Consider the following 26,562-nt stretch of genomic DNA (forward strand, 5'->3'; position numbering starts at 1 on the left):
CCTATCCGATTATGACGATGCCGTTTTCCACGGCGAGAGGAAGCCGGGCGAGCGGCTTGGGCGGAGGTCCCGAAAGGACTGATCCATCGGCACTGAAACGGCCGCCATGGCAGGGGCAGAGAAAGTCCTGCTTCTCCTTCTCCCACTGGACGATGCACCCCAGGTGGGTACAGACGGCGGACAGGGCCATCAGACCGCCGGCCCGCGTTTTGACAACGACGCCGGTAGTGCCGTGGAAATCGAAGAATTTTGCCCCATCGGGCGGGATTTCCGTTTCGGGGAAGGTCACCTTGCTGCCACTGTTGCTCTCACCCTGCGGGGCGAGATAGCGAAACACGGGGTAGGTTGCCGCCGCACCACCTGCAAGGGCGATGGCGCCGAGGCAATATCCGAGAAACGTTCGTCTCGTGCTGGCCTGCATGGGACCTCCATCAGATCAGTTTCGCGTTTTAGAGCTTGGTGCAACCAGAGCGGTGAGGGTACGCCTCGCGCCGTCACGGCATGCAGGTCCTCGCACAATCCTTGATGCAGTTCTGCTACGCCTGCGGTTGTGCTTAATCGGCCCGGTCGCATCAGTTGCGCACGCGGGAACGATTCCGTGCAACGTTAGTTGCGAACAAGCTCTTAGTATAGCGGTTGAGCCCCGGTTTGCAATCGCAAGTACGTGTCGACCCAACGGCGGCATGGGCTGCAGAGGTTACATTTCGCTTGATTCTACGCCATGTTTACATGTAATCTTTGAGCGTTTTCACCTATCCGATACTTCAGGAGGATGCGAATGCCGTTCAGCGAGCCGGGCAAGACGAAATTCCAGGTAGACCTACGCCGTCATCTGCGAAATCAGGATATCAGCGATAACCTCGTGCACCTGATCTGCGAGATTGCCGAGGCAAGCAAGTATGTGATCAACGCAGTCCGCACCGGTGATCTCGGCGTGGCCGGTACCTCGAACCTCTACGGTGAGGAGCAGTTGGCCCTGGACGTGCTTTCGGACCGGATCATCAGAAAACGGCTCATCCATTCAGGAGTTGTCTGCAACATTGCATCCGAGGAGATGGATGAGATCTTCCAGGCCCAGGCCGACGCCGACGGTCTCTATTCGGTGGCGTACGATCCCCTCGACGGCTCGTCGCTCGTTGATGTGAATCTTGCCGTGGGAACCATCGTGTCGATTTACGAAGGGTGCAACCTGCTCCAGAAGGGGCGTAATCAGGTGGCAGCCATGTACATACTCTACGGCCCCCGTGTTTCGCTGGTGTATTCCGTGGGCAAAGGCGTTCACGAATTCACCATGAACCATCTCATGGAGTACACCCTGAGCCGGGAGAACGTCACCATGAAGCCGGACGGAGACATCTACTCCCCTGGCGGACTGCGCAAAAAATACCTGCCCGAAACGGAAAAATTCGTGCAGCACCTTGAGAGCAAGGGATCAAAGCTTCGCTATTCGGGCGGTTTCGTGCCCGACATCAACCAGGTGCTGATGAAAGGGAAGGGTATTTTCATGTATCCTGCCCTCAACGGTTCACCCAACGGCAAACTGCGCGTTCTTTTCGAGCTGAACCCCATGGCTTACCTCATCGAAAATGCGGGGGGGGCAGCCACTGACGGCAAAACGCCCATCCTCGACATCGAGCCGCAATCTCTCGACCAGCGGGCTCCCATTTTCATCGGTTGCTCCAATGACGTAGCCACGGCCATGGAGTTCATGGGCGGCTGATTCATGCCGCAGTTTCAACCAAGAGGGGGATGATCATGGAAGAGAACCAAAAACAGCCAAGACTCTGTTCGGAAATCCAGTTGTTCGATCTCTGTGAAGTGGGTGCCGCCGATGTGTGCGGCCATCGCGACGGACGTTACTGCACCAAGGGTGACCTGCTGGCACGGTTCGAGGCCATTGCTGATGATGACCGCTCGCCCGAGCAGTATTTCGCCGAGGAGCTCGACGATGCTGAAGGCGCCGACGACCTCGGCTATGACGAAGCGTTCGGCGTCGACGAATACGGCGAAGAGGATGAAGAGTAGTGTTTTTGCGCAACAAATCGTAAGCATCAAAGGGGCCTGCCGATATCGGAGGCCCCTTTTTTAGTGGTTGCGTGCAACTTCTTGTAATTATTGAATATTGTGATTAAGTGATAAATGCGGATCCAATGCATTGTATGGAGGGAGTATGGGGACCAAGCTTCTGATACTCGATGACGATTCGGTGGTTCTTGAACAACTGAAGCAGGTCTTCGGCGCCGAAGGCTATGAAGTCTTTACCGTCAGCCAGGATCGGGAGGCCTATCGCATCATCGCTGCCGAACATCCGAACGTGGCCATCATCGATCTGAACCTTGAGGGAGCCTCGGGACTCGATGTGCTGCGCGAGGCAAAACGGCTCGATCATGCCCTGGCCGTAATCATCACCACCGGATCCCGGGCAACCCGCAATGCCATCGAAGCCATGAGGCAGGGGGCCTACGATTACATTATCAAGCCGTTCAACCTGCCGGCTCTGACCGAGACGGTCCGCAAGGCAGTCGAATGCAATCTCATGACCCGGACGGTCCGTTTCACCGGAGGTGAAGGCGGTATTGACGATGACGTCGATTATGAAGATGTGATGATCGGGTCTTCGCCGGAGATGCTCGAAGTCTGGAAGATGGTCGGTAGGGTCGCCGATTCGGATGCATCGGTGCTGATCCAGGGAGAGAGCGGTACCGGCAAAGAGCTTCTCGCCCGTGCCATTTATCACTATTCGCGTCGGCGCCACCGTCCGTTCCTTGCCGTAAACTGTGCGGCCCTGCCCGAAACGTTGCTTGAAAGCGAATTGTTCGGCCATGAAAAGGGAGCCTTCACAGATGCCCATTCGCGCCGCATCGGCAAGTTCGAGCAGTGCAACGGCGGAACGATTTTTCTTGATGAAGTGGCGGAGATGAGTCTCGCCAACCAGGGGAAACTTCTGCGTGTTCTTGAAAACCAGCAGTTCGAGAGGGTGGGGGGGAATGAGACGGTTCGGGTCGACGTGCGTGTGCTCACTGCCACTAATCGAAGTCTGGTGCAGGCCGTGAAGGAAAAAGCCTTCCGTCTCGACCTCCTTTATCGTCTGCGCGTGGTCTCGTTCTACCTGCCGCCCCTGCGGGAGCGGGTCGAGGATATTCCTCTTCTGACAGATTTGTTCATCAAGACCTTTTCCCGGAAACACGGCAAGAAGATCAAAGGAATCGCCCCCAGGGCACTGGAGATGCTGAACGGTGGACATTGGGAAGGAAACATCCGCGAACTGAAAAACGTCATCAATTCGGCAACAGTCCTCTGCAAGGGAGATTTTCTCATGCCCGAGGACTTCGCGCCGCTACTGCCCGCTGCCGTGTTGCCGCGAAAGGTCGAGGGAGGTGTTGGTGACGATTACTTCGGTTTTTTCAGAAAGGTTCTAGAACCTGAGTTTGATACCCTGTGCCGGAAGAGCAAGGGGGCTTTGTTCGAAGCCGTCAGCAGTAGTCTGCAGGGGGCATTGATCCGGCTGGCCCTTGAACGATGCGGCAACAATCAAGTAGTGGCGGCCCGGCTTCTCGGTATCAGCAGAAATACCCTACGCGACAGGTTGGCCCGCTCGGAAGGGTAACCGCCGGTATTGTGTCGGTGGTTGGTTACGAATCGTACGGGCGGGGCCGTTACGTTAAGGGGGCTGCGTTGCAGATTACGGGATGATATGGGCGGACTGTGCCGGACTTTCCCTAGTCCAGAAACTGCCGCTTGCCCGCTTTTTCCCATTTTTCCTTTGAAATGGACAGGAACGTCGCGGCAATCGAGGGGTCGAACTGACTGCCGATGCAGCGTTCGACCTCTGCCAGTACTGCGGTAAAGGGCAGAGCCTTGCGGTAGGGTCTGTCCGAGGTCATGGCGTCAAGAGTGTCCACCAGGGAGAATATCCGGGCGCCGAGCGGGATTTCGCTTCCCCGCAACCCTTTAGGGTAGCCGGTTCCGTCGTAACGCTCATGGTGGGCGTAGATCACTTCCGCCGGAGCCTTGAGGAACTTGATCCCTGAGAGGATGTCGTATCCCATCTGCGGGTGCTGTTTCATGTGGCGCCATTCAACCTCGTCGAGCTTGGACGGTTTGAGCAGTATGTTGTCTGAGACGCCAATCTTGCCGATGTCGTGCAGGAGTGCCCCCCTGGCCATGATTGCCACCTCTGCCGCACGAATTCCCATGGTTTCCGCAAGAAGAATCGTGTAGCTCATGACTCGTTCCGAGTGGGAGCCGGTTTCCTTTTCGCGGGCATCCAGCGCACGCACGAGCGTTGTGAGCGTGTGGTCGTAGGTGAGGTTGAGTTCCTCCATGGCCGAGCGGATTTGTCCCGTCTGCTCCAGGACCTTTTTCTCAAGGTTTGCCTGGTACTCCCGGTTCTCGATCAGCAGCCGCTGTTTCTCCAGCGAGTTTTTAACGGTGAGCAGAACCCGCTCGATGTCGAAGGGTTTCAGGATGTAGTCATCGGCGCCCAGGTGGATGCAGCGCATGGCCGTTTCCATGTCGCTGATGGCGGTTACCATCAGCACGACCGTATCAGCGCTTATCTTCTTTATCTCCTTGAGCAAATCTACCCCGGATGTGCCGGGCATCATGATATCCAGCAGGGCGAGTTCCACCCGGTTGTTCAGCAGCACATCCCTCGCCTCTTCGGCACTTCCGGCCTGGAAGCAGTCGTAGCCCTCGCGGGACAGCGCCGTCACAAGCAGGTCCCTGATCATCTCCTCATCGTCGACCGTCAGGATTGTGGCTTTCATCTGGTTTCCCTCCTGTATGCCGGTATAATCACGAAACAGTGCCGAGCAATTCGCGAACTTTTCCGGCCAGCGCATCGGGGGTGAACGGCTTCATGATGAAGGAAGTCCGTTCATCCGACGCCTCGCTTGGTATTGCGGTATCATCAGTATACCCCGACATGAACAATATTTTGAGATCCTCTCGCTGCCCTCTGAGGTTTTCTGCCAGGAGGGGGCCGCTCATCCCCGGCATGATCACGTCGGTCACAAGGAGGCAGATCCGCTCCCGGTTGCGGCTGAATATCTCCATGGCTTCAACGGGGGATGCCGTACTGAACACCCGGTAGCCACGGGCAGAGAGGGTGTGGACCACAAGATTGAGGACACCTTCCTCATCTTCGACCACAAGAACCGATTCAGACCCCAGCATTTCAGGCGCGTCATCCAGCAGGATGTCCCCCTCGCTTTTGCCCTGGACGCGCGGGAGAAAAACCCGGAACGATGATCCCTTACCCGGCTGACTCAACACCTGAATGTAACCGTCGCTTTGCTTCACGATACCATAGACCGTCGCAAGGCCTAATCCGGTTCCCTTGCCCTGAGCCTTGGTCGTGAAAAATGGCTCAAAAACCTTGCGCCGCACTTCCTCCGACATGCCGATGCCGGTATCTGTTACGGTGAGCATGATGTAGCGCCCCGGGACTGCCCCGGGATTGTTCAGGGCGAATGCGCCGTCCAGCTCCACATTCGCTGTTTCTATTGTAAGAATGCCTCCCTCCTCCATGGCGTCGCGGGCATTGACCACAAGGTTCATGATGATCTGCTCGACCTGGCCCGGATCTGCCTTTACGGTCCCAAGCTGTTCGGCAAGGCGGGTCGTGAGGATGATATTCTCTCGTATGAGCCGTTTCAGCATCTTTTCGACGTTTTTCACAAGAAGATTGATGTCGATGTATTTGGGCTCGAGGATTTGGCGCCGGCTGAAGGCGAGGAGCTGATGAGTGAGGTCCGCCGCCCGCTCGCCGGCTTGGAGAATATGCTCGACTTCAACCTTGAACGGTGAGTCGTTGGGCATCTCATGAATCAGGAGGGTGCTGTACCCGTTGATGACCGTCAGCAGGTTGTTGAAGTCATGGGCAATCCCCCCGGCGAGCTGGCCGATCGCCTCCATTTTTTGCGCTTGGCGAAGCTGATCCATGGCCTTTTTATGTTCGATTTCAGCCCTGGCGCTATGGAGTGCAAGCGCTGCAGTCTGGGCGAATGCCTCGATTTCCCGGCGCTCCATGTCAGTAAAGCCATCCGGCCGGTCAGTGAGCCCGATCATGCCGACTACCCGGCTGCCCACCTTGAGCGGGGTGCCGAGAAAGGAGTTGATCTGGCCGAAGTTCCCGCTGTCGCGGCAAATGAGGTGATCCAGGGTTCTGGGGTTGTTGGTGAGAACTGTCGTGCCGGCCTTGACCGGCTCAAACAAGAGTCCGTCACTAGGGGTGACGAGAAAAAAACCTTCCCGTTCGATATGTCCCTTTACCTGGGCACAGAGTCCACCGGCAGGCACGGCCGACGTGGACGACACGGCGAGAATACGTGCGTCGCCGCCGAACACCAGTTCATACAAAAAGCCGAAGGACGCATTGGTGATCTCTACGCAGCGGTCGACCAGTATCTGGGCCATCTTGCTGATGTTTTCGGTCTCCAGAAAGCAGAGGCTCGCAGACGCCATGGCCTCGGAGAGCTTCCAACTGCGGAGTTCCGCTTCCTTGGTCCTGCGTTGCTCCGTTATGTCTTCCTTGATGCCGACGAAATGAGTGATCGTGCCGGTTTCGTCTTTTATGGCGGAAATGGAGGCCCGCTCCCAGAAAAGTTGGCCGTTTTTCTTTTTGTTGAGTAATTCACCGTGCCATTCGTTCCCTGCCTTGATGGTTGCCCAGAGGCATTGGTATTCCTCTGCCGGAGTTTCTCCCGATTTAAGGATGCGAGGATTCTGACCAATGGCCTCGTGGGAATCATACCCGGTCAGTTTGCTGAATTTCGGGTTGACGTATTCGATGGTGCCTTCCCGATCGGTAATTACAATTGAAACAGGGCTCTGTTCAACGGCGTGGTAAAGCTTGCGGAGCTCTTCTTCTGCCCGCTTTTTTTGCCGGCGGACCGACAATTCATTTAGTTCCCGGTGTATGGCCGGCACCAGGCGGGCGAGGTTGTCTTTGAGTATGTAGTCGCTTGCCCCCGCGCGCATGGTCTCTACCGCCGAATCTTCACCCAGCTTGCCGGAGACGATGATGATCGGGATATCATGGTTGAGTTTCTTCAGCAGGGCAATGGCATCAAGTCCGCTGAACTGGGGCATGAAATAGTCGGAGACTATGACGTCCCATGGTTCAGCCTCAAGCACGGCGCTCATGCCGCTGGGGGTGTCCACGCGCACGAATTCGGTCGCAAAGCTGCGATTAAGTTCCCTGAGGATCAGCTCTGCATCCAGGGATGAGTCATCAACGATCACCACGCGCAGAGGTGGCAACTCCATAATTCATGCTCCGTTTCGGTGAACAATCCCGGAATGGACTGCTTCTTAAGGTCTCATCGGCAAAAATCGGGAGACGTTTAGCACTGTTAATTCTTTTGCATGGTCCAGCAGCTGTCTGTTTAAAAGGGACTGTGAAGGGGGGAGACAGCATGAGTGCAATTCATGCAGGCAAAACGCAGCATTTATTGAATTTATTCTCGTACATTCTATGGTCGGCAAGCTTGAGCACCTCTTCGAGGCGGTCGCCCTTGCTGGCCGTTGCGGCACCGAAAGAGATACTGAGGGGAACAGTATGGCCCTCCGTCCGGCTCTGCTCTATTTTGCCAATCACTCTTCGCAGGGCTTCCTGCACTACATCGGCGTCTGCTGAGGGAAGGAGAACGGCAAATTCGTCTCCTCCTATTCTCGCCACCACGTCTTCGGCACGGAAGGCGCCTTTGAGCACCAGGGCGGCTCGAATCAGCAACTCATCCCCCGCAGCGTGTCCCAGGCTGTCATTAACGAATTTCAGCCGGTCCACGTCAAATACGACTACGCTGACCGGGAATTGCCGTCCCTGTTCGAGCCGCTCCATTTCTTCCTGAAAATAGGCTCGGTTGTAAAGCCCCGTCAGTGGGTCGTGGGTGCTCATGTACCGCAGTCTTTCCTCAGTCTGCTTCCTTTCGGTGATGTCGAGGATGGTCCCTACAAGGCCGCCGATGTTTTTTTCGGTTGTGGTGAACGTGGCCTTGTAGAAGATCACGTCATGGAGTGCGCCGTCTGCAAAGGATATGACACTCTCGTAGATCTGGATGCCACCGTGCTCGAACAGTTCCCTGTCCGCACTGTCAGTGTGCTTTGCGAGCGAGGGGGGCATCAGGTCATAGATTGTCTTCCCGACGATTTCATCCTGAGGGTGGCCCGAAAATGCCTCGAACGCCTTGTTGCAGCCAAGGAAAATTCCCGTGGTATCCATGAAGTAGATGGGGGCGGGAATGGCGTCAATCAGCGCCTGTCGGAAGTGGAGTTGTTCGCGGAGTTCGTGGTCGGTCCGACGTTGTTCCTGCCGGATCATGGCTTCGCGGAGTTCCCGGCGGATAGCGGGGATCAGGCGGGTATAATCGCCCTTCATGATATAGTCATGGGCGCCGGCTTTCATCGCTTTAACCGCTTCAAATTCGCCGATTTTGCCCGAAACGATGATGAAGGGGATATCCAGGTTCTTGCTCTGGATGAGGGTCAAGGCTGCCAAGGCATCGAATTGTGGCATGAAATAATCCGACAATACAATATCCCATCTCTTGTCGCAGAGACTGGCGCGGAGCGACTCGTCCGAATCAACCCGCTCGGGGACGATGTCGAACTCACGCTTGAGAGCTCTCACGAGGAGGAAGTAATCGTCTTCCGAGTCTTCAATTATGAGTACACGAAGCGGAGGGGGCAAGAAAGGCTCCACGGTGCCGGACTCCGGCACTGGCGACATGCTGCAAATATCTTCTGATATCCCACGCATTTTCTTTATGTATATAGTAATAACATTCCAATGCCAATTGGCAAATGGAGGAAGCTGTGCTATAAGGTGCCAAAATTACCCAAAACTTTCAAGGGAGTAGCCCGTGTCTTGTGTGATGAACCCTGTTTGTCACAATTATACCGCGAGGACTGCCGCCGCGAGTGATGTGCTCGTAGCGGCACGTGCAGTTCTCAAGCCAGTTTCCCTCCTCATGCACCCATTCGGCACGGTGCGGGGCGGGCGGTAGCGGTAGGTATATCGAGTGCATCAACGGCCTTTCCTCGTGCCGCTGCTCGGCCTGATGGGAGGTTTGTGCGCCTCGCACCATTTTGATCTGATGTTCCCTCCCTGGCTTGCCTGGCTTTGCCTTGCGGGTTCAGCGGCGCTCATTTTCTTCAGGAGCGCAGTTCCTCTGATAGTTGCTGTCGGACTCACCTTTTTCGTCTGGGGGGGCTCGTCCCTTGCCCCTTTTCTCTATCCGGATCTGTCGTCTACCCATGTGGCCAGATACACCGGCTACGGACCAGTAATTATCGAAGGCATTGTCGATTCGCGGCCCGACGTCCGCCCCAGTGAAGGGAAGTTTTGCCTGGCCGCCGAATCTGTCATAGCCGCCGGTTCGACACTGCCCGCCAGCGGACGTCTCATGGTCTATGTGAAGCAAGGGATGGCGCCGTTTCTCACTGGCGATCGGGTGCGGTTTCGGGCTAAGGTTGCAGAGCCCTTCAATTACGGAATTCCGGGCGAATATGACTATCGGCGCTACCTGGCGTATCGGGACATCCACGCCACGGCGTTTGTCGGGGATGCCGACGATATCCTGTTAATGCGACAAGCAGTGGCCTTTCCGGTGCAACGTTTTTTCGATCGATCGGCAGCCATGCTCGGTGATGTCATCGGTCGGTATTCTCCCAACGAAGGAGGCGTTCTCCGGGCGCTCCTGCTGGGGGAGCGGGGATTCGTCTCTAAAGAGCTGGAAGAGGCCTACGCACGTGCCGGTGTAAATCATATCCTCTCAATCTCCGGCTTTCACGTGGGTATTATTGCTCTGGTCATCTACCGGTCTCTGCTCCTGCTGCTCAGTCGCTTCGAGCGCCTTACCCTGCAAATCAACCTGCGGCGGACAGCACTGCTGGCGACACTTCCCCCTGTTGCATTCTACCTGTTTCTTTCCGGTGCCGCCCCGGCCACGGTCCGTTCCGTGCTGATGATAGCCGTAATCACCCTTGCGCTCTGGCTGGAGCGCGAAACAGACCCGATCAATGTATTGACCATGGCGGCCCTTGCAATGCTCGCTGCCAATCCACCGTCGCTGTTCGATATTTCCTTCCAGTTGTCGTTTCTCGCCCTTTGGGGACTTGTGGTCCTGACGCCGGTCTTCTCTCATCCGTTCCGCACTCTGGATAACGGCTTCGTCAAGAACGTTATCCTGCTGCTGGCCGCGTCGGCTGCAGCGACCCTCGTCACGTTTCTTCCCGTGGGGTATGCCTTTCATCGGGCCACTGTGGCAGGAATTATCAGCAACGTTTTCATCGTGCCGCTGATGGGGTACGGAGCGGTGGTGGCCGGATTCGCCGCGTTGCCGCTTATTGCGGTTACTCCGGTTGCGGCCGGACCGCTCATTACTATTGCTTCCTGGCTCGTTGCAATATCCAACCGGATCATCGAGTGGCTGGCACGGATTCCCCCGGTTCCCCTTCACAGCGTCACCAGGATTGATCTGCTCGTGTCGTTTCTGCTGCTGCTGGGATTAACGTTGCTGCCCGGTCGCCGTGCGCGGATTCTGGTCGCAGGAATCGGCGCCTTAGCACTTTCGGCTCTTCACTTGCCTGCCATGGCGGGAGGCGATGCCAAACTCGTGATCAACTTTCTGAGTGTGGGGCAGGGGGAGTCAACGCTCGTTTCACTTCCCGACGGCAAGATCATGCTGGTGGACGGGGGCGGAGCCGTTCATGGAGGCGGCACCGATGTGGGAGAACGGCTTCTTGTGCCTGCTCTCTGGAGCATGGGAGTGAAATCCATCGACTATCTAGTGTTGACCCACCCTCATCCTGACCACCTGGAAGGCCTTCTCTATCTGGCAGCGGCTATGCCCGTTGGTGAGTTCTGGGAAACGGGGCAGCCCGCGGAAAACGCGTCCCTGGCAGAGTTGAGGGCTCGATTGGTCGAGCAGGGAGTGCCCGTCAGGCACTTGTCCGCCGCAACAGCGCCGTTCACTGTCGGCGGTGCTCGGATAGAACCGCTCTGGCCGTGCGACAAGAGTCCGGGGAAGGGGGCAGATAATGACGATTCACTGGTTTTCAGGCTTGTCCTTGGCGGCACGTGCATCCTGTTCACCGGCGATATCGGTGCACCGGCCGAGGGTGTCCTTGCAAACGACCCGGCTCGTCTGCGCTGCACGGTACTGAAGGTGGCGCACCATGGCAGCCGCTATTCATCATCCCCTTCCTTTCTCGACGCAGCATCGCCTCAAGTGGCCCTGATTTCCGCCGGGCGCAGGAACAGCTTCGGACTTCCAGCGCCTGAGACACTCGCCCGCCTGGAAGCCCGCGGGATCGATGTCTATCGCACTGACCGGGATGGGACCGTGCAGGTTACCTGCACCGGGGATTCGTGGGAGGTGGGTACCTTCGCGAAAGGGCATTTTCGTTGACAAGTGGACCGCATTATCTGATAGTCTTGGGAAGGCTTGCCACTACTCCGGGAGTTGTGCATGGAACGGATTCTCGTTGTCGAAGATGACCGTTTTTTTCGTCAGATGTACGTTGATCTCCTGAAAGAGGAGGGATACGAGGTCGATACCGTGGCATCGGGCACCGAGGGGTTGAAGCGGCTAGAGAAGCAAGAATACCACCTCGTCATAACCGACCTGGTCATGCCGGGGATGAGCGGTATCGAGGTGTTGTCCCGCGTCAAGCAGAAAGCTCCGAACGTCGATGTCATCCTCGTCACCGGACACGCCAACCTCGAATCGGCCGTCTATGCCCTCAAGAATGGTGCCCGCGATTATATCCTCAAACCGTTCAACCATGATGAATTCAAGCATACCGTGGCACTTTGCTTCGAGCAGCGGCGGCTTATCAACGAAAACTACGAACTCAAGGAGTTGCTGAATCTCTTTCAGGTTGGGCAAAACATAGCCAACTGTATCGACTTGGAACGGCTCTCCGCTGTTGTGGTCGATGCTTTCTGCAAGGAGGTCGGAGTTTCACGCGCCATCGGCCTCTTTCCCGAAAAGAGCGAACCCCACGCCCTTAAGGAGTTGAGGGGCCTTGAGCCTGAAGTTGCAGCAGCTCTTGCCGAAAAAGCCCTTACCCTTTGCAGTGATGCCGCGGAGACGGCAGGGGGCTTTCGACGGCTCGATGGTTCCCATTTTGCCGACGCTCTCCTGCGCACTGCGGGAATTAATGGCGCCCTTGTGGTTAGCATCCGCCAGCGTACGCTCCTGCAGGGGGTGCTTCTGCTGGTCAATGACCAGGGCAAGCCATTCCCTGCCGTGTTCAAGCATAAAAGCATCCAGTTTTTGCTGGAGCAGGCATCGCTTGCCTTTGACAATGCCCTGCGTTACTCCAGCGCCCGCGACATGCTCTATGTCGACGAACTCACGGGGCTCTTCAACTACCGTTATCTCGATATCTCGCTGGACCGTGAACTCAAGCGGGCGGACCGGTTCGGCTCGGTAGTTTCCATGATCTTCATCGACATGGATCACTTCAAGGGGGTCAACGACACCCACGGCCACCTTTTCGGGAGCCAGGTCCTCCATGAAGTGGGTCAATTGCTCAAGAAGTCGGTCCGTGAGGTCGATGTCATCATCCGCTACGGCGGCGACGAGTTCACCATAATTCTGGTGGAAACCGGCGAAAAGGGCGCTGCAACCGTGGCTGAAAGGATTCGCCGCTCCATCGAGGACCACCACTTTCTGGCCTCTGAAGGGCTTGATGTCCAGCTCACCGCAAGCCTCGGCTATGCCTGCTATCCCATCGATACCCAGTCCAAAATGGAGCTTCTCGAACTGGCGGACAAGGCCATGTACCGCGGCAAGGAAGAGGGTAAAAATTGTGTATTCCGGGCAACGGCAATCCGTTGACCTAGAGTGTGTTCCAATGCAATTAAAGGAGTAGGTACGTACATGATTACAGGTATCAAGGGATTTAACGATATTCTTCCCGGGGAAGTGGAGCGGTGGCAGCACATCGAAGCCACGGCACGCCGGGTTTTCAGTCTCTACGGTTTTTCGGAGATCCGCATCCCGATTCTTGAAAAAACCGAACTGTTCCGGCGATCCATCGGCGATACCACTGATATCGTGGAAAAAGAAATGTACTCCTTTGTGGACAAGGGAGAGAACGCCGTAACCATGCGTCCTGAAGGGACCGCAAGCGTAATGAGGTCATACATCGAGCACAAGCTCTATGCCCAGGATCCGGTGGCAAAGCTCTACTACATGGGCCCCATGTTCCGCTACGAGCGGCCCCAGAAAGGGCGCTACCGCCAGTTCCACCAGATCGGCGCCGAGGTGACCGGAGTTACCGACCCCAAGGTCGATGCCCAGGTCCTCACCATGCTCTGCCACTATTTCGCAGAACTGGGACTGACGGAACCGACACTCCAGATCAACTCCCTCGGCTGCCCCGAATGCCGCCCCGCCTACCGCCAGGCCCTGATCGACTTTCTCCGGGAACGGCTCGACAACCTCTGCGACGACTGCAAGCGCCGCTATCAAACCAATCCCCTGCGGGCGCTGGACTGCAAGTCGGCCCACTGCAAGGAGGCGACCGCGACCGCCCCGGCCATGCTCGACAGCCTCTGTGCAGGCTGCGACGATCACTTCGCCGTCACCCGGCGCCATCTGGAGCGGGCGGGCACTGCCTACAGCATCAACAACCGGATGGTCCGGGGGCTTGATTACTATACCCGCACTACCTTCGAATTGGTGACCGGCCTGCTCGGCGCCCAGAGCGCCGTTGCCGCAGGCGGCCGGTACGACGGCCTTATCTCCGACCTCGGCGGACCCGCCATTCCCGGTATCGGATTTGCCATGGGGGTGGAACGGATTGCCCTCCTGCTGGGGGACCAGCACTTCACCCGTAGCCCAGATCTCTTTATAGCCGCCCTTGGCGAGGAGGCCCAGGATGAGGCGTTTCGGCTCATGTGCGGCCTTCAGCGCAGCGGGGTGGCCGTGGAGATGGACTACGAAGGCAAGAGCCTCAAGAGTCAGATGCGCCGTTCGGACAAGTTCAATGCGCGTTTTACCCTGATCATCGGCGGCGACGAGCTGGCAAAAGGGGCGGCCGTGCTCAAGGCAATGGACACCGGTGTCCAGGCGGAAGTCCCGTTGACGCCGGAAGAGATTGCCGCACGCATAACAATTACGGCGTAAGAACGAAAACCTGCATCGGGCGGAAAGGGAGCCGGGCGACGATACGCGTTGTCCCGGCTCTTTTTTCTCATCCGGTAGCCCGGGATGATTACTCCTTAAACCCACTTAAGCAATTGACAACCCAGCGTAAAAATTGTATACAGTATCCATTTCCCCCTTGGGGCAAGAGCGTATCAACATCCCGAAATAACGACTTATTCAAGAAGTAAAACCACAGGAGGAATGGACTATGATCGAAGCTTATCTCGCCCACGAAGCCGAACGCAAGGCCCAGGGAATTCCCGCCCTGCCGCTGAACCCCGAGCAGACCGCTGATCTGTGCAAGCTGCTGGAGAGCCCTCCGGCCGGTAAAGAAGAATTCCTGCTCCACCTCCTGAAGGAGCGCGTTTCTCCGGGCGTCGACCCCGCTGCCAAAGTCAAGGCCGCCTTCCTGGCCGAGATCCTTGCCGGAACCAAGACATCCCCCCTCGTCTCCAAGGTTGACGCGGTCCGCATCCTGGGCACGATGATCGGTGGTTACAATGTTTCTCCCCTGGTAGATGCCTTGAAGAGCTCCGACCTGGCCGATGAGGCCGCCTGCGCCCTTTCCGGCATGACACTTGTCTATGACGGTTTCGATCAGGTAGTTGAGCTCAGCAAGAGCAACGCAGCCGCCAAGAAGGTGCTGGAATCCTGGGCCAATGCCGAGTGGTTCACCAACCGTCCCGGCGTACCCGAAACCATCTCGGTCAAGGTCTTCAAGGTTGAAGGCGAAATCAATACCGACGACTTCTCTCCGGCAGGCGACGCGTGGAGCCGCCCCGACATCCCGCTGCACGCGCTGGCCATGGGCAAGACCCGTTTCCCCGGCCGTCTGAAGGATATTGCCGACTGGCGTGCCGCCGGTCACCAGGTTGCCTTTGTCGGCGACGTGGTCGGTACCGGTTCCTCCCGCAAGTCGGCCTGCAACTCGGTCCTCTGGCACATGGGCCAGGATATCCCCTGCGTGCCCAATAAAAAGACCGCAGGCGTCATCATCGGCGGCGTCATCGCCCCGATCTTCTTCAATACCGCCCAGGACTCCGGCGCACTGCCCATCAAGGCAGACGTCACCAAGGTGAATGACGGCGACGTGATCACCATCAACACCAAGAAGGGCGAAATTGCCAACGCTGCCGGCGAGGTCATCTCCACCTTCAAGCTGAACCCCAACACCCTGGCCGACGAGTTCCGAGCCGGCGGCCGCATCCCGCTCATCATCGGCCGCGCCATTACCGAGAAAGCCCGCAAGGCCCTCGGCCTTGGCGACACCGATGTCTTCACCAAGCCGGTGAACCCCGAGCCGAAGTCTGGTCAGGGCTACTCCCTCGCCCAGAAGATGGTCGGCAAGGCCTGCGGCGTGACCGGCGTGCTGCCGGGCACCGCCTGCGAGCCCAAGATGACCACGGTCGGATCCCAGGATACCACCGGCCCCATGACGGCCGACGAGCTCAAGGAACTGGCCTGCCTCAAGTTCCTCTCGCCGATGTTCATGCAGTCCTTCTGTCACACCGCCGCCTATCCGAAACCGGCAGACGTGAAGATGCACAAGACGTTGCCGGAGTTCATCATTGAGCGTGGCGGCGTACCCCTCAAGCCCGGGGACGGCGTCATCCACTCCTGGCTGAACCGTCTGCTGCTCCCGGACACCGTCGGGACCGGCGGTGACTCCCACACCCGCTTCCCCATCGGCATCAGCTTCCCGGCCGGATCCGGCCTCGTGGCCTTTGCCGGCGCCATGGGCTTCATGCCGCTGGATATGCCCGAATCGGTCCTGGTCCGGTTCAAAGGCAAACTGAACCCGGGCATCACCCTGCGCGACGTGGTCAACGCCATTCCTTACTGGGCCATCAAGCAGGGTAAGTTGACCGTGCCCAAGAAGAACAAGATCAACATCTTCAACGGCCGCATCCTTGAGATGGAAGGTCTGCCCGATCTTTCCGTGGAGCAGGCATTCGAGCTGACCGATGCCGCTGCCGAGCGTTCAGCCGCTGCCGGTTGCATCCAGCTCTCCAAGGAGTCGGTTGCCACCTATCTGCGCTCCAACGTTGCCCTCATGAAGAAGATGATTGCTGACGGCTACCAGGATGCCCAGACCCTCCAAAACCGTATCGATGCGGTCAACGAGTGGCTGAAGAACCCGCAGCTTCTCGAAGCCGACAAGAACGCCGCGGAGACCGGCGCCTATGCCGATGTGATCGAGATCGATCTGGCAGAAATAACCGAGCCGATTCTGGCATGCCCCAACGACCCGGATGACGTGAAGCTCCTCTCCGATGTGGCCGGCACCCCGATCAACGACGTGTTCCTCGGCTCCTGCATGACCAATATCGGCCACTTCCGCGCCGCTGCCGAGATCTGGCGCGGCCAGAAGTTCAACCCGAGCGTCCGTACCTGGATCTGCCCGCCGACCCGCATGGATCAGCAGCAACTCAAGGATGAGGCACTTTTCTCCATCTACAGCGCCGTTGGCTGCCGGATCGAGATCGCAGGCTGCTCCCTCTGCATGGGGAACCAGGCCCGCGTGCCCGACAAGTCCAACGTGTTCTCCACTTCCACCCGTAACTTCGACGATCGGATGGGCGACGGAGCGCAGGTATTCCTCGGCTCCGCCGAACTCGGCGCCATTTGCACCAACCTCGGCCGCATCCCGACCAAGGAGGAGTATCTCGCCGCCATCAAGGAGAAGGTGGAGCCGAAGAAGGATGCGATTTACAAATACCTGCAGTTTGACGAAATGCCTGAGTACCGGTAGATCACCAGATAGAAGCGCCTCCGCCGAAAGGCTGAGGACGTAACACGAGAGACCCCCGTTCGGGCATGCCCGGGCGGGGGTCTCTTCATATACCATGCTCAGGGTATCATGAGGCGAAGTTGGGTTTCAGGGAAGGTGGTGCATTCACCTCGCGGTACAGCTGAATGATCACGCCGGGCTGGATGGGAGTGCCTTCAAACAGATCGGCCGGAGGCGTCGGCGTTGCCTCCGTGTCGCCGAAACTGTACTCGACGACGGTATGTCTTCCATTGTCGTCGAGCCAGATGAGACGGTTGTGTTCGGTGCCGGTAACCTCATCAACAAGGTAGGACTTGGTGGCATGAGTGCGGCACTCCAGCGGGTCATTGACAGCTTTGATCGAATCGAGGCACTTGCCGAGGCGCGCGGCCCGACTGACTATCTCGCGATTGGCCCTGGCGAGTATTTTTTTGTCGGCCACCTCGGCAAAACCGGCTGCTGATGATAAGGCGGTCCGCACCCAACCGCCGGCAGTGGCCTCGATGGTCCATGCGGCAACGAAGATGCCGTCCGCCCGTTTTTCAACGGCAACTGTGGCCGCGCAGCCGGCGGGAGCCTTTCCGGACCACTGGCGAGTCCGGTTGATTTCGTTGAAGACCTTTGTGGTGCATGTGGCCAAGTCTCTTACGTCTGCGCCGGCGGCAGGCAGCGCAGCGAGCAGGGACACCATCGCAATTGCTAAGATACGGTATCGCATGAAGCCTCCACAATCGGTGACGAGGTCTGACCTAGGTCGTATCGCCTCAGGTTGACCTTCAATATAATTCAACAATGCCGTAGCATGACAGTGTTATCGTTCGTCTTTCCTCTCTCTGGCCCCACCGCTGACTTTCTCAAGTTGGGTAATAAAGAAGCGTTCGCTGAACCCTGCAACAAAAGCCAACACCAAATACGCCGGATGAAACACCCGGGAGTCGGCTCCCGTTGCCATTGCCGGTAGGAGAGAAATTAGGCCGGTTGCCTGCATGAGGCAGACGATGAGGCCCGCTGTTGCGCCGATGAAAGGGCGCAGGAAAAGGAGCGTACGCTGGATGTAGTAGGCGGATGTCTGGCTCTCCAGGGATTCTCGTGAGTTGAGGGCGCTGACCAGTCCCCCCATTGTGCCGAAGCAGATGATCAGGAAGATTTCTATCCAAGATGGGGCTCCTGCTGGCAGCACGAACGGCAGGAGCACAAGACTCATCAGCAGGAGCACCATCAGGGACAGGGAGGTGAGGAACAACCGTTTGCGAAAGAGGTTGACCTTGCGCCAGTGGCTCTCCCGAGCATCGGCTGCGATTCTCGATAATCGTTCGAGAGCTCTTCTAAGCTCACGTTCATTCTGGAGAGTGGGGCTGTGATGCGCTGAAAGACCCAGAGATTTCTCGATTTCATTCAGATCCTTGTCGTATTCGTCACGACATTTTCTTGCAGCCACGTAGGAAAGCCCGGCCCTGATTTCCACGACGAGGGCCTGGAGCTCCTCCCGTGGCACAATTCTACAGAACATATGGCGTATCTGGTTGAGCGTTGCCCATATCTTGTCATAACTGTCATAAGGAAGGATGCCGCACACGGCGTCCCTGAAGACTTCCTTGCCCTCCTGCAGCCAGAAATGGCAGGAGTCCAGCTCTTCTCCGATAAATTCCCGTTTCTGGAGGGAGTGGATCGTCTCTTCCGCACTCAGCAGGCGAACCGAAATGTTGGGATCTTCAAGGGCAGATGGAAATCTCACAGCCACCTCCCGCCGGCGCGACATGCGCCGGACTGCCTCCGGCAAGGATATCACGGGTACGTATCCAGATTGCGAAAACACACCGTGGAGCGGCACGTCACACGCGCTGGATCTGGCTTGGCATTGTGGCAGATTCTCAGGCCGTTCCGGAATTCCATCGGGTCAATCATTGGAAACGTATCGCTGTTTATGAACAAGTCAAGGAGTAAGGGGGTGATTCGCCTCCAATGGGCCTGAAATCTGACGGGGCGAGGCTTGCCTTTGTGCAATTCACCGATACAGTAACCTCAAGATTTATGCGAAGAAGGGGGCGTATATGGGCAAACTGCTCACCCCGGATGACCTGCCGATTGTACGGGGCAGAGTGTACCATCTCGATTTGGCGCCTGAAGAGTTGGCGCGGCGCGTGATCATGGTGGGGGATCCCGATCGGATCCCTGTGCTGGCTGAGGAGTTACTGGCACTAAGAGAGGTTGACCGTTTCCACCGTGGTTTTCGCACCATAACCGGTGTGACCGCTGAAACCGGTCAACGGGTTTCCTTTGTCACCTCGGGAATCGGCGCTCCATCAACGGAAATTGTCCTCAATGAACTGGCGGCACTCAACGAGGTTGATTTTGCCACAATGACCCGGCGCGAGCAGTGGCAACCGTTGACCCTTGTGCGCCTCGGCACCTCCGGCGGGCTCAATCCGGTCACCCCTGTCGGCACGCTAATCCTGACCGACTATGTGGTGGGCCTGGACAACACCGCCCTTTACTATGACATCCCGTTACCCGATGAGGCCTGCGCCCTGTTGGAGGAGAAGGTTGGCTCTGTCCTTACCGGCACAGAACTGCCAGGCGCGCGCTTTGCCGGTAAAATTGCCCCGTATGCCGCCAGGTCCGACCGAGGCTTGCTGGCTTCGCTCACTGCTGCGGCGGGCACCCTGGAGTTAAACTGGACCCGGGGCCTCACCATCTCCAGTGCGGGTTTCTTTGCGGAACAGGGGAGAGGTGTGGCACGTGTCGGCACCACCCAGGTGAATCTGCTCGACGCTTTCGAGCGCCTTGCCAGTCCGTGGCCGGGGCTCGAGCTCCAGAACATGGAGATGGAGGCAGGGTTTTTCCTTCATTTCCTCGGAGGGATGAGGTACCGTGCCGCCGTGGTGTGTGTGGTGATCAATCAACGTGCGACTGGTGTTTTCATGGCTGATTACCGCCGTCAGGTGCTGGACGGTGCCCGGCTCATTCTGCGGGCATTCAAGGACTACGGAGACGCGTGAGCCAAGTCGGGTGCATCGGCTTGACCTTTGTACGAAGGTTGTTTCACTTGTCAGTGAGAATAGATTGAGTAGGCAGAGGCGATCATAGGAACCATGGATCTGTGCGAGCAATCGATTTCAGGCAAGCTGCTCCAGGCACTCGGTGAGTTCAACCGGGGCGACTGGTTCGAATGTCACGAAACTCTGGAAGATCTCTGGATCGGCAGCGAAGGAGAGATACGGGACTTTTACCAGGGTGCGCTGCAACTGGCTGTTGCTCTCCATCACTGGCGCAACGGTAATTTTGGCGGGGCAATGAGTCTCTTGAAAGGGGGGGCAGGCTACCTGCGACAGGTACGACCGGTCTGTCAACGGGTGGATGTGGCCGGACTGATATCCGCCGCGGACCGTCTGCGCGAGGAGTTGAGCCGGCTGGGCCCGGAACGGATGGCCGAGGCGGATCGCAGCCTCTTCCCCCGAATGGTGCTCGTGGCCGTCCCGTGCGGGGAAGGACATCGAGTGAAATAACTCAGCTTCCCGCGGTGAATGCCATCCACCACGCAACTATCACGATGAGAGCGCTGGCCAGTGCCAACAACGCGTTGACCATCCGTCCCGGCCGGCCGCTGGTTGCCAGCCGGAATTCCGCCGCAATGCCGAATCCGATTCCCCAGAGAAATCCGAAAAGATGGGCGCCCAGGTCGGTGTGCTCGCCTTCCGTGCCTAACGCGGCCAGCAGGGCCAGTCCTGCGGCGGCGGGAATCACCCCCCGCCGGTTCGGGTGATGGACGCAGCGCATAGCACTGACAGCGGCGAAGATTCCGACTGCGCCGAAAACCGCAGTCGAGGCCCCCACTGAGCGATGGGCAGGGAGTTGAAAGTAAGCATTGGTGAGGTTGCCGAGGATACCGGAGCTTAGCAGGAGCGCCCACGACAAGCCGGACCCGAGCTCGCGGCAGAGGAGGACGGCGATGAAGCCGCCGATGGCGAGGTTGCCCGCCAGGTGCGAAACATCGGCATGGAGTGTCAGTGCGGTCACGGCCCGCCACCACTGCCCGTCGAGAATGGATGCTGCATTGGCATTGCCGAGGTCGAACCAGTCGGAGGAAGCGTGACCGGGCAAGGTCACGCCGAACCGGGTGAGATTGTGGAAAATCGCCAGCAGAAGCAGTACTGAAAGGGTGGAGAGGGTGTTCTCTTCCAATGGGCGGGCCGGCGGTGGGGGAGGGGGCCAATTGCTGTTCTCTTGCTCAAAGAGGCGCACCTCCCTGAGAGCTCGTGCAAAAGCCGATGCCGGAACGAGCACTCGCCAGCCGGTGCTGTTCTGCTCCACCCGGACGGGCACGTACCGCGCCTCCAGCACCAGCGCCCAGAGCCGCGCATTCTGTGGAGTCAGAATGTCGGAGGCGATTCCCGAGTCGGCGGGCAAAGGTAACCACAGATCGGGCAAGGGCATCAGTTGTTCAGAGGTGGTGTACATACGTACATGGTAATCAGTGTCGATCGTTATTGCGATAACTGGTGTGAAAAAAACTTTGATCAGTTAAAAATATGTCGCAATATCAGTGCGTGGTGCGGAAAGCAAGGTGGCGCGGAGGAGATAGTAACACACCATGATCGAGATTGATGCGGGGCGGTGCAAAGGGTGTGGTAGATGTGTGGCAGCCTGTTCGAGCCGGCTTCTGAGCCTTGAAGTAAAAGATGGGAAAAAAACAGTGGTGCTCGACTACTCCGAGCGATGCAGCGCCTGTGGCCGATGCGTGACGGAGTGCCCCTTCGAGGCAATCCGCGGCGGTACTGTCGGCATGCCCGGTGAGCAGAATAAGCGAGCGGAAGGAGGATAGGCTATGTATCTCTTCCAGATACTGCTGCCGCTCTACGACAATGACGGCACTAATTTCCCCCAGGAGGAATTCGTCCGGGTCCGGGACGAGTTGACAGAGCGCTACGGCGGAATAACCACCTATGTGAGATCGCCGGCAAAGGGGTTGTGGAAGGATTCAGCCACCACTACCGTGCACGATGACATCGTGATCTACGAGGTGATGGCTGAGCATTTGGACCGGCCCTGGTGGCACCGGTTTCGCGAGGAGCTCGCCGAGCGTTTCCGGCAGGATGTGCTGATCGTACGGGTGAGTGAAGTTCAGCTTCTGTAGAGTGTAACACCGCAATCAGAGCAGACAATCCTTCACAAACTCCGCCATCGGACCGCTTTCCCGCGTCACCGCCTCCTGCCGTTCCGCAGGGGGCATCATTTCGTGCAGGAACTTCCTGGCACGCTTGCGACTGCCGGCAATGGCCTCCGTCATTCGGCAGAGAATGAACGCCGGCAGCCCTGACCGATATCCCTGGACAAGCTTGGCTATTTCGTCCCGCCGCTTGGTATTGCTCCACGTCTTGTAAACATCGTTTCCCACGTCCTCCAGCAACATGATATCCCGCTCCTTTTAGGCGCCGTCGGCCTTGGCGTTTCACGATATCTGCCGTATACGACGTCGCCAGCATACTGCATGAATAGCTGAGCGTCCATTATTTTTCACCGTTCCGGCCAATGATGAAAGGCACAATCCTTCTTGCGGTTTCATGCTACTATTTAATTAGATGAAGGTGCGCCTCCAAAAAGGAGGCCGATGTATCCGGCCTTCGGGCATACAAGAAGGGAGGTCCTGATCATGGCACGTTTTTATGACCCTAAAGATGAAACGGATCGTTCCAGTGTGGAAACCGTCCTGAGAAAAGGCGGCATCGAGTATTTTCTCCGTCGAGAAAGAGGTGACACGGGTATGCTGGAAATCCATGTGGCCGAAGAGGATCTACCTCGAGCGGAAGAGCTTCTCATTCGAGGCAAGGGAGGTAACGAATAGTGCGAACAAATAACGGTTCACCGCGAGGCAAGAGAATTCGGGCCGTGCTTTCAGTAGTCGTGGTTGCTGTTGCTTTACTGCTGGGATGCGCGGCCGGTGCCGATGAAGGAATAAAGGAAGGGGGTAAGAAGGTCGGTGAAGGCTTCAAGACCATCGGCAAGGAGACGGGCCAGGCGTTCAAGGAAGGGGGCAAAGAGATCGGTCAGGGCGTAAAACAGATGGGCAAGGAGGCCGGTCATGAGGCCAAAAAGACCGGCAGGAGCGTTGGGGAGTGGTTCCGGGAAACCGGCAGGAAAACCGGTGAGGCTTTCCGCGAAATGGGCAGGAGCATTAAGCGGTTCTTTACGGGTGAGTAGGTATGTTTTTGCTCATCAATGAAGCTGGACTCCCTTGATCATTTCACCCCCTTCTTCCTGGGCTTCCCGTAATGAGCGGTCCGCTTTGTCGAGCAGAATGTGGGGCGTCATTCCTTCTTTTTGCTGGGTTGCGGTAAAACCGGCCACCCCGAAGGCTGCATTGACCTTGATCTCTTTGTCGTACAGTTTCAGCGCCATCGACGCAATCCGAATCCGGAGCCTCTTGGCGAGAATCATGGCTCCCGAGGCGTCTGTTTCCGGAAGAACAACCACGAATCTGTCGTCATCGTAACGTGCCAGCCAGTCGATGTCCCTGCGGATCGACTCTGTGAGAACGTCGGCGCACCCCTTGAGAGCCAGTTCCCCCGCGTAATGCCCGTGGGCAGAGGTGATCCCGCTGAAGTCGTTAATCCCGACAAGAATCAGGGACAATGCCCGTTCATAGCGGTAAGCCCGCTTGATTTCGGGAGAAAGGCGCTCATCCAGGTAGCGGCGGTTGTAGACACCGGTCAGCGTGTCGACACGGGAGAGGTTGCCGATCTCTTCCAGGCTTTTTTTCAGTGAGCTTTCCAGGTCGAGAATTCGCTTGGCGGTTTTAAGCCGGGTCAGCAACTCAACCTGGTGGGCCGGCTTGACGAGATATTCGTCTGCACCCGCTTCAAGTCCTGCGATGACATCGTTTTTCGAGTCCTGGGAGGTGAGGAGGATAATGTAGGTATAACGGCCGGAACAGTCGGCGCGAATGGCCCTGCAGAGTTCGAGCCCATCCATTTCCGGCATTACCCAGTCCGTCATGACGATTGGGTAGTACCCCTTGTTGAAGATTTCCAGGGCCTCTTTGCCGTTTTCCGCCATTACCACATCGTAACCGGCAGATTTCAAGCTGGTTTCCAGCATGGTGCGCAGCAGGCGGTTGTCGTCAACGATGAGAATGGGAAAAGGGAAGCGCGGCGCGCGTGTTTCATCCGTCATGGCGTCTGTCATTGCTGGCTCCTCTCCAACCGTTTCGGCAGAATGCGTGATTTCTTTAGTGCAATCAGGATACTCCGGATAGTTTTGAGACCATTGACAGCATCGTCGCCTGCTGCTACTTTCCACACGTATCGTATCTAAAGATACCCATATCAGGAGTCGGAGCGCGACATATATGATACAAAAAACCAACATCGTCATCCTGGACGGCTATACCATCAATCCGGGCGACAACCCCTGGACTCCGCTGGAGAAGTTGGGCGACTGCACTATTTATGACCGGACCCCGCCCGAGTTGCGGGTGGAGCGGGCCAAGGATGCGGATATCGTCCTGACCAGCAAGGTCAAGCTCGACGAGGCCACCTTGGCGGCGCTGCCCAGGTTGCGCTATATTTCGATGCTGGCCACGGGATACAACAACGTAGACGTGGAGGCTGCCGGCAAGCGCGGCATTCCCGTGGCCAATATCCCGGCCTATTCCACCGAATCGGTTGTGCAGACTACTTTTGCCCTTCTTCTTGAACTGGCCGTACACGTGGGGATCCATGATTCAGCCGTAAAGGCAGGCGAGTGGGTCCGTTCGTCGGACCACTCTTTCTGGAAAACGCCCATCGTCGAGCTTGACGGCCTCACGCTGGGCATTGTCGGGTATGGCACCATCGGCCGGGCCGTGGCGCGGGTAGGGGCTGCCTTCGGCATGAAGATCATCGCGTATGCTCCCCGCGTCCCTGCAGACCCTGGGCCGGTGCCGGTCCGGTTCGTTTCTCTTGATGAACTGTTCGCCGGTTCCGACGTGGTATCCCTCAACTGCCCCCAAACGGCCGAGAATACCGGCTTTGTGAACAGCCGACTCCTCTCGCTCATGAAGCCAAGCGCTTTCTTTCTCAATGTGGCACGCGGAGGCCTGGTAAATGAAGTCGATTTGGCCGCTGCCCTGCATAGCGGAAAACTTGCCGGCGCGGGGTTGGATGTGGTCGCCCACGAGCCGATGAGTCCCGACAACCCACTCCTCGGGGCGCCGAACTGTATTTTCACGCCGCATCTGGCATGGGCTTCCCTGGCAGCCCGCCGTCGACTCATGGGAATCCTGGCGGCCAACGTGGCAACGTTCCTGGCGGGAGAGCCCCAGAACGTGGTTAACAGCCGGTTCCTGAAATGAAAAAAGCCGTCATCAAAAAATGACGGCCCGAGCCGGCAAGAACGAGTCTTGGATCAGCCTTTGGAGTTTTCGTAGAACAGAAATACCAAGAGAACCACGAGAGCCGAGGCAACGATCATGAGAAAAAAAGCGATTATTGTGTTGACCGTGTCTTGGATTTTCTCTTTGGCTGTTCGCTCTTCCCGTATGTATCTGCCCATGAAACCTCCCGACACCGCCACTGGCGGCTGAATCCGCCAGCTTGGTAAACTGTATCCAAAATCTCGCAGAATATCAAGTTGATCGCTGTTCACGGAGCTATCAATGATCGTCAAGAAACTGATCCTGAAAAAACATCTCAGTTCCGGCGGTCTCGCCGAGTTCCTGCTGGTAAGGAAGGAGGGGGCTTATGAGGCTGCTCTCTTCATCAACGGGAAACTGATTTCGGGACCGCCAAAACCGCAGGCCCTCAATCCCCCGACTGATGACTTGACTCATTGGATGGGCAACAGACCAAGCGTCGGTCTCACTCGGGGAGAAGCTGAGCGTATTCTGGAGGAGATCGATTTCGAGAATGCCGTTCTCGCCCACCGCACCCGCAGAGAGTGGGAACGATGACGTTTCGGTAGATAAAATTGTGATTGCGCATGGTGAAAAGGCTGGTATACACTAAACAGGCCTGTTTATCAGTGGGTTTTGTTGTGTAACGACGCCTGCGTTACCGAGACGGCTTATGACCTGTGCCACGCTCAAAGCATTCATTGCGGCCGATGAACAGTTGACCGGCATCCATTTCCTCGTGCAAACCAAGGCCCGACGGGGCGATCAACCTGCCGTCCACTACAATGCTGCCCGTTTTTTCGACCACCACGAGGCACGCTTCGTTTCCCACCTGATTGAATTGCGGGGCGATGTCTTCGAAAATGCCCTGTCCCGCAGTCTCATGCGACTCGGTTGCCTGATCATTGTGGGCGGAACGGCCATGCTGGTCAGGAATGCTGCCGCTTTCATAGCCGTGCCTGTTTTTGCTCTTCTGCTCTACAGTGAGATCATGCTCGTCCGCCGCACGTACCTGATGGATTCCTCCCTCAAGGGGTATATCTCATATCTGGGGAGAACACGCCGCCAGCGTCGGGACGACTTCGTCCGCGACGTGGTCGAGCATTCCGCCCGCATTGCCGAGTGTATCTCCCGCTGACCAGCGGACTCCTGCCGGTTCACTCCGGCATTTCCCCCAGACATTGATTGCCTTGTTCGCATATCGTCCCGCCAGGTGCGCCTGAATCACGTATACAGTTGCATGACAGGGTTTCGTC

Annotated in this window: 26 protein-coding genes; 16 read left to right on the forward strand and 10 right to left on the reverse strand. The window is 57.4% G+C overall.

The genetic code is table 11. The annotated features are described in order from the left end of the window. Position 1 precedes the first annotated feature (1 nt). Positions 2–421 (reverse strand): QcrA and Rieske domain-containing protein, encoded by a 420-nt coding sequence (locus tag AABA48_RS05485; protein WP_286349745.1) that lies wholly within the window; start codon positions 419–421, stop codon positions 2–4. Between the two features lie 357 nt (positions 422–778). On the opposite strand from AABA48_RS05485, the gene AABA48_RS05490 reads away from it, so the two are divergent. From AABA48_RS05490 to AABA48_RS05500, 3 genes are all read left to right on the forward strand, one after another. Next, positions 779–1,720 (forward strand): class 1 fructose-bisphosphatase, encoded by a 942-nt coding sequence (locus AABA48_RS05490; RefSeq protein ID WP_010942295.1) that lies wholly within the window; start codon positions 779–781, stop codon positions 1,718–1,720. A gap of 35 nt (positions 1,721–1,755) precedes the next feature. Then, a complete protein-coding gene (locus tag AABA48_RS05495; RefSeq protein ID WP_286349744.1) occupies positions 1,756–2,025 on the forward strand; it encodes a hypothetical protein in 270 nt (89 codons plus the stop codon). A 145-nt stretch (positions 2,026–2,170) separates the two neighbouring features. Continuing rightward, positions 2,171–3,607 carry a sigma-54-dependent transcriptional regulator gene (locus tag AABA48_RS05500; RefSeq protein WP_286349743.1) on the forward strand — a complete coding sequence of 479 codons (1,437 nt, stop codon included), beginning with the start codon at positions 2,171–2,173 and terminating at the stop codon, positions 3,605–3,607. A 112-nt stretch (positions 3,608–3,719) separates the two neighbouring features. On the opposite strand, the gene AABA48_RS05505 is transcribed toward AABA48_RS05500, so the two are convergent. The 3 genes from AABA48_RS05505 to AABA48_RS05515 all read right to left on the reverse strand — a co-directional run bounded on the left by AABA48_RS05505 (position 3,720) and on the right by AABA48_RS05515 (position 8,707). Further along, positions 3,720–4,769, reverse strand: a complete 1,050-nt coding sequence (locus AABA48_RS05505; RefSeq protein WP_286349742.1) for an HD domain-containing phosphohydrolase — start codon at positions 4,767–4,769, stop codon at positions 3,720–3,722. Between the two features lie 28 nt (positions 4,770–4,797). After that, complete coding sequence (locus AABA48_RS05510) at positions 4,798–7,272, reverse strand: response regulator (RefSeq protein WP_286349741.1); 2,475 nt, start codon at positions 7,270–7,272, stop codon at positions 4,798–4,800. Between the two features lie 160 nt (positions 7,273–7,432). Next, positions 7,433–8,707, reverse strand: a complete 1,275-nt coding sequence (locus AABA48_RS05515) for a sensor domain-containing diguanylate cyclase (RefSeq protein ID WP_338271200.1) — start codon at positions 8,705–8,707, stop codon at positions 7,433–7,435. A 319-nt stretch (positions 8,708–9,026) separates the two neighbouring features. Here AABA48_RS05515 and AABA48_RS05520 point away from each other — a divergent pair, with 319 nt between their 5' ends. The 4 genes from AABA48_RS05520 to acnB all read left to right on the forward strand — a co-directional run bounded on the left by AABA48_RS05520 (position 9,027) and on the right by acnB (position 16,920). Then, on the forward strand, positions 9,027–11,417 hold the full coding sequence (locus AABA48_RS05520; protein ID WP_286349739.1) for a DNA internalization-related competence protein ComEC/Rec2: 2,391 nt from the start codon (positions 9,027–9,029) through the stop codon (positions 11,415–11,417). A 60-nt stretch (positions 11,418–11,477) separates the two neighbouring features. Continuing rightward, positions 11,478–12,854, forward strand: coding sequence for a GGDEF domain-containing response regulator (locus AABA48_RS05525; RefSeq protein ID WP_286349738.1), 1,377 nt, complete (start codon positions 11,478–11,480; stop codon positions 12,852–12,854). Positions 12,855–12,896: 42 nt separating this feature from the next. After that, entirely contained in the window at positions 12,897–14,147 is a 1,251-nt protein-coding gene (hisS, locus tag AABA48_RS05530) for a histidine--tRNA ligase (protein ID WP_286349737.1), read from the forward strand. Positions 14,148–14,376: 229 nt separating this feature from the next. Further along, the gene (gene acnB / locus AABA48_RS05535; protein WP_286349736.1) at positions 14,377–16,920 is read left to right on the forward strand and encodes a bifunctional aconitate hydratase 2/2-methylisocitrate dehydratase; all 2,544 of its coding nucleotides are present in this window, start codon (positions 14,377–14,379) and stop codon (positions 16,918–16,920) included. 106 nt (positions 16,921–17,026) lie between these two features. Here acnB and AABA48_RS05540 read toward each other — a convergent pair whose 3' ends face one another. Further along, positions 17,027–17,656 carry a hypothetical protein gene (locus AABA48_RS05540; RefSeq protein ID WP_286349735.1) on the reverse strand — a complete coding sequence of 210 codons (630 nt, stop codon included), beginning with the start codon at positions 17,654–17,656 and terminating at the stop codon, positions 17,027–17,029. A 93-nt stretch (positions 17,657–17,749) separates the two neighbouring features. After that, on the reverse strand, positions 17,750–18,673 hold the full coding sequence (locus AABA48_RS05545; RefSeq protein WP_286349734.1) for a hypothetical protein: 924 nt from the start codon (positions 18,671–18,673) through the stop codon (positions 17,750–17,752). Between the two features lie 316 nt (positions 18,674–18,989). On the opposite strand from AABA48_RS05545, the gene AABA48_RS05550 reads away from it, so the two are divergent. Then, on the forward strand, positions 18,990–19,937 hold the full coding sequence (locus AABA48_RS05550; RefSeq protein WP_286349733.1) for a phosphorylase family protein: 948 nt from the start codon (positions 18,990–18,992) through the stop codon (positions 19,935–19,937). Between the two features lie 93 nt (positions 19,938–20,030). Then, a complete protein-coding gene (locus tag AABA48_RS05555; RefSeq protein ID WP_286349732.1) occupies positions 20,031–20,444 on the forward strand; it encodes a DUF309 domain-containing protein in 414 nt (137 codons plus the stop codon). A gap of 1 nt (position 20,445) precedes the next feature. Here AABA48_RS05555 and AABA48_RS05560 read toward each other — a convergent pair whose 3' ends face one another. After that, entirely contained in the window at positions 20,446–21,345 is a 900-nt protein-coding gene (locus AABA48_RS05560; protein WP_434007034.1) for a rhomboid family intramembrane serine protease, read from the reverse strand. A 184-nt stretch (positions 21,346–21,529) separates the two neighbouring features. On the opposite strand from AABA48_RS05560, the gene AABA48_RS05565 reads away from it, so the two are divergent. Further along, complete coding sequence (locus AABA48_RS05565) at positions 21,530–21,760, forward strand: 4Fe-4S dicluster domain-containing protein (RefSeq protein ID WP_010942310.1); 231 nt, start codon at positions 21,530–21,532, stop codon at positions 21,758–21,760. 3 nt (positions 21,761–21,763) lie between these two features. Beyond that, on the forward strand, positions 21,764–22,072 hold the full coding sequence (locus tag AABA48_RS05570) for a hypothetical protein (RefSeq protein WP_286349730.1): 309 nt from the start codon (positions 21,764–21,766) through the stop codon (positions 22,070–22,072). A gap of 15 nt (positions 22,073–22,087) precedes the next feature. Here AABA48_RS05570 and AABA48_RS05575 read toward each other — a convergent pair whose 3' ends face one another. Then, positions 22,088–22,348, reverse strand: coding sequence for a hypothetical protein (locus AABA48_RS05575; RefSeq protein ID WP_119332607.1), 261 nt, complete (start codon positions 22,346–22,348; stop codon positions 22,088–22,090). Between the two features lie 240 nt (positions 22,349–22,588). On the opposite strand from AABA48_RS05575, the gene AABA48_RS05580 reads away from it, so the two are divergent. Both AABA48_RS05580 and AABA48_RS05585 read left to right on the forward strand, forming a co-directional pair. Further along, complete coding sequence (locus tag AABA48_RS05580; RefSeq protein ID WP_286349729.1) at positions 22,589–22,780, forward strand: hypothetical protein; 192 nt, start codon at positions 22,589–22,591, stop codon at positions 22,778–22,780. 44 nt (positions 22,781–22,824) lie between these two features. Then, positions 22,825–23,136, forward strand: a complete 312-nt coding sequence (locus AABA48_RS05585) for a hypothetical protein (RefSeq protein WP_286349728.1) — start codon at positions 22,825–22,827, stop codon at positions 23,134–23,136. A gap of 15 nt (positions 23,137–23,151) precedes the next feature. Here AABA48_RS05585 and AABA48_RS05590 read toward each other — a convergent pair whose 3' ends face one another. Then, positions 23,152–24,120 carry a diguanylate cyclase domain-containing protein gene (locus AABA48_RS05590; protein ID WP_286349727.1) on the reverse strand — a complete coding sequence of 323 codons (969 nt, stop codon included), beginning with the start codon at positions 24,118–24,120 and terminating at the stop codon, positions 23,152–23,154. 163 nt (positions 24,121–24,283) lie between these two features. Between AABA48_RS05590 and AABA48_RS05595 the strand changes: the two genes are divergently transcribed. After that, positions 24,284–25,267 (forward strand): D-2-hydroxyacid dehydrogenase, encoded by a 984-nt coding sequence (locus tag AABA48_RS05595; RefSeq protein ID WP_286349726.1) that lies wholly within the window; start codon positions 24,284–24,286, stop codon positions 25,265–25,267. A 53-nt stretch (positions 25,268–25,320) separates the two neighbouring features. Here AABA48_RS05595 and AABA48_RS05600 read toward each other — a convergent pair whose 3' ends face one another. Then, the gene (locus tag AABA48_RS05600; protein WP_286349725.1) at positions 25,321–25,581 is read right to left on the reverse strand and encodes a hypothetical protein; all 261 of its coding nucleotides are present in this window, start codon (positions 25,579–25,581) and stop codon (positions 25,321–25,323) included. On the opposite strand from AABA48_RS05600, the gene AABA48_RS05605 reads away from it, so the two are divergent. After that, positions 25,571–25,864 (forward strand): hypothetical protein, encoded by a 294-nt coding sequence (locus tag AABA48_RS05605; RefSeq protein ID WP_286349724.1) that lies wholly within the window; start codon positions 25,571–25,573, stop codon positions 25,862–25,864. The two genes, AABA48_RS05600 and AABA48_RS05605, sit on opposite strands and share 11 nt — an antisense overlap. Positions 25,865–25,979: 115 nt before the next feature. After that, a complete protein-coding gene (locus AABA48_RS05610) occupies positions 25,980–26,444 on the forward strand; it encodes a hypothetical protein (RefSeq protein ID WP_286349723.1) in 465 nt (154 codons plus the stop codon). The last annotated feature ends 118 nt before the right edge of the window (positions 26,445–26,562 follow it).

It is taken from the genome of Geobacter sp. 60473, from assembly GCF_036323535.1.
Lineage (GTDB): Bacteria > Desulfobacterota > Desulfuromonadia > Geobacterales > Geobacteraceae > Geobacter > Geobacter sulfurreducens.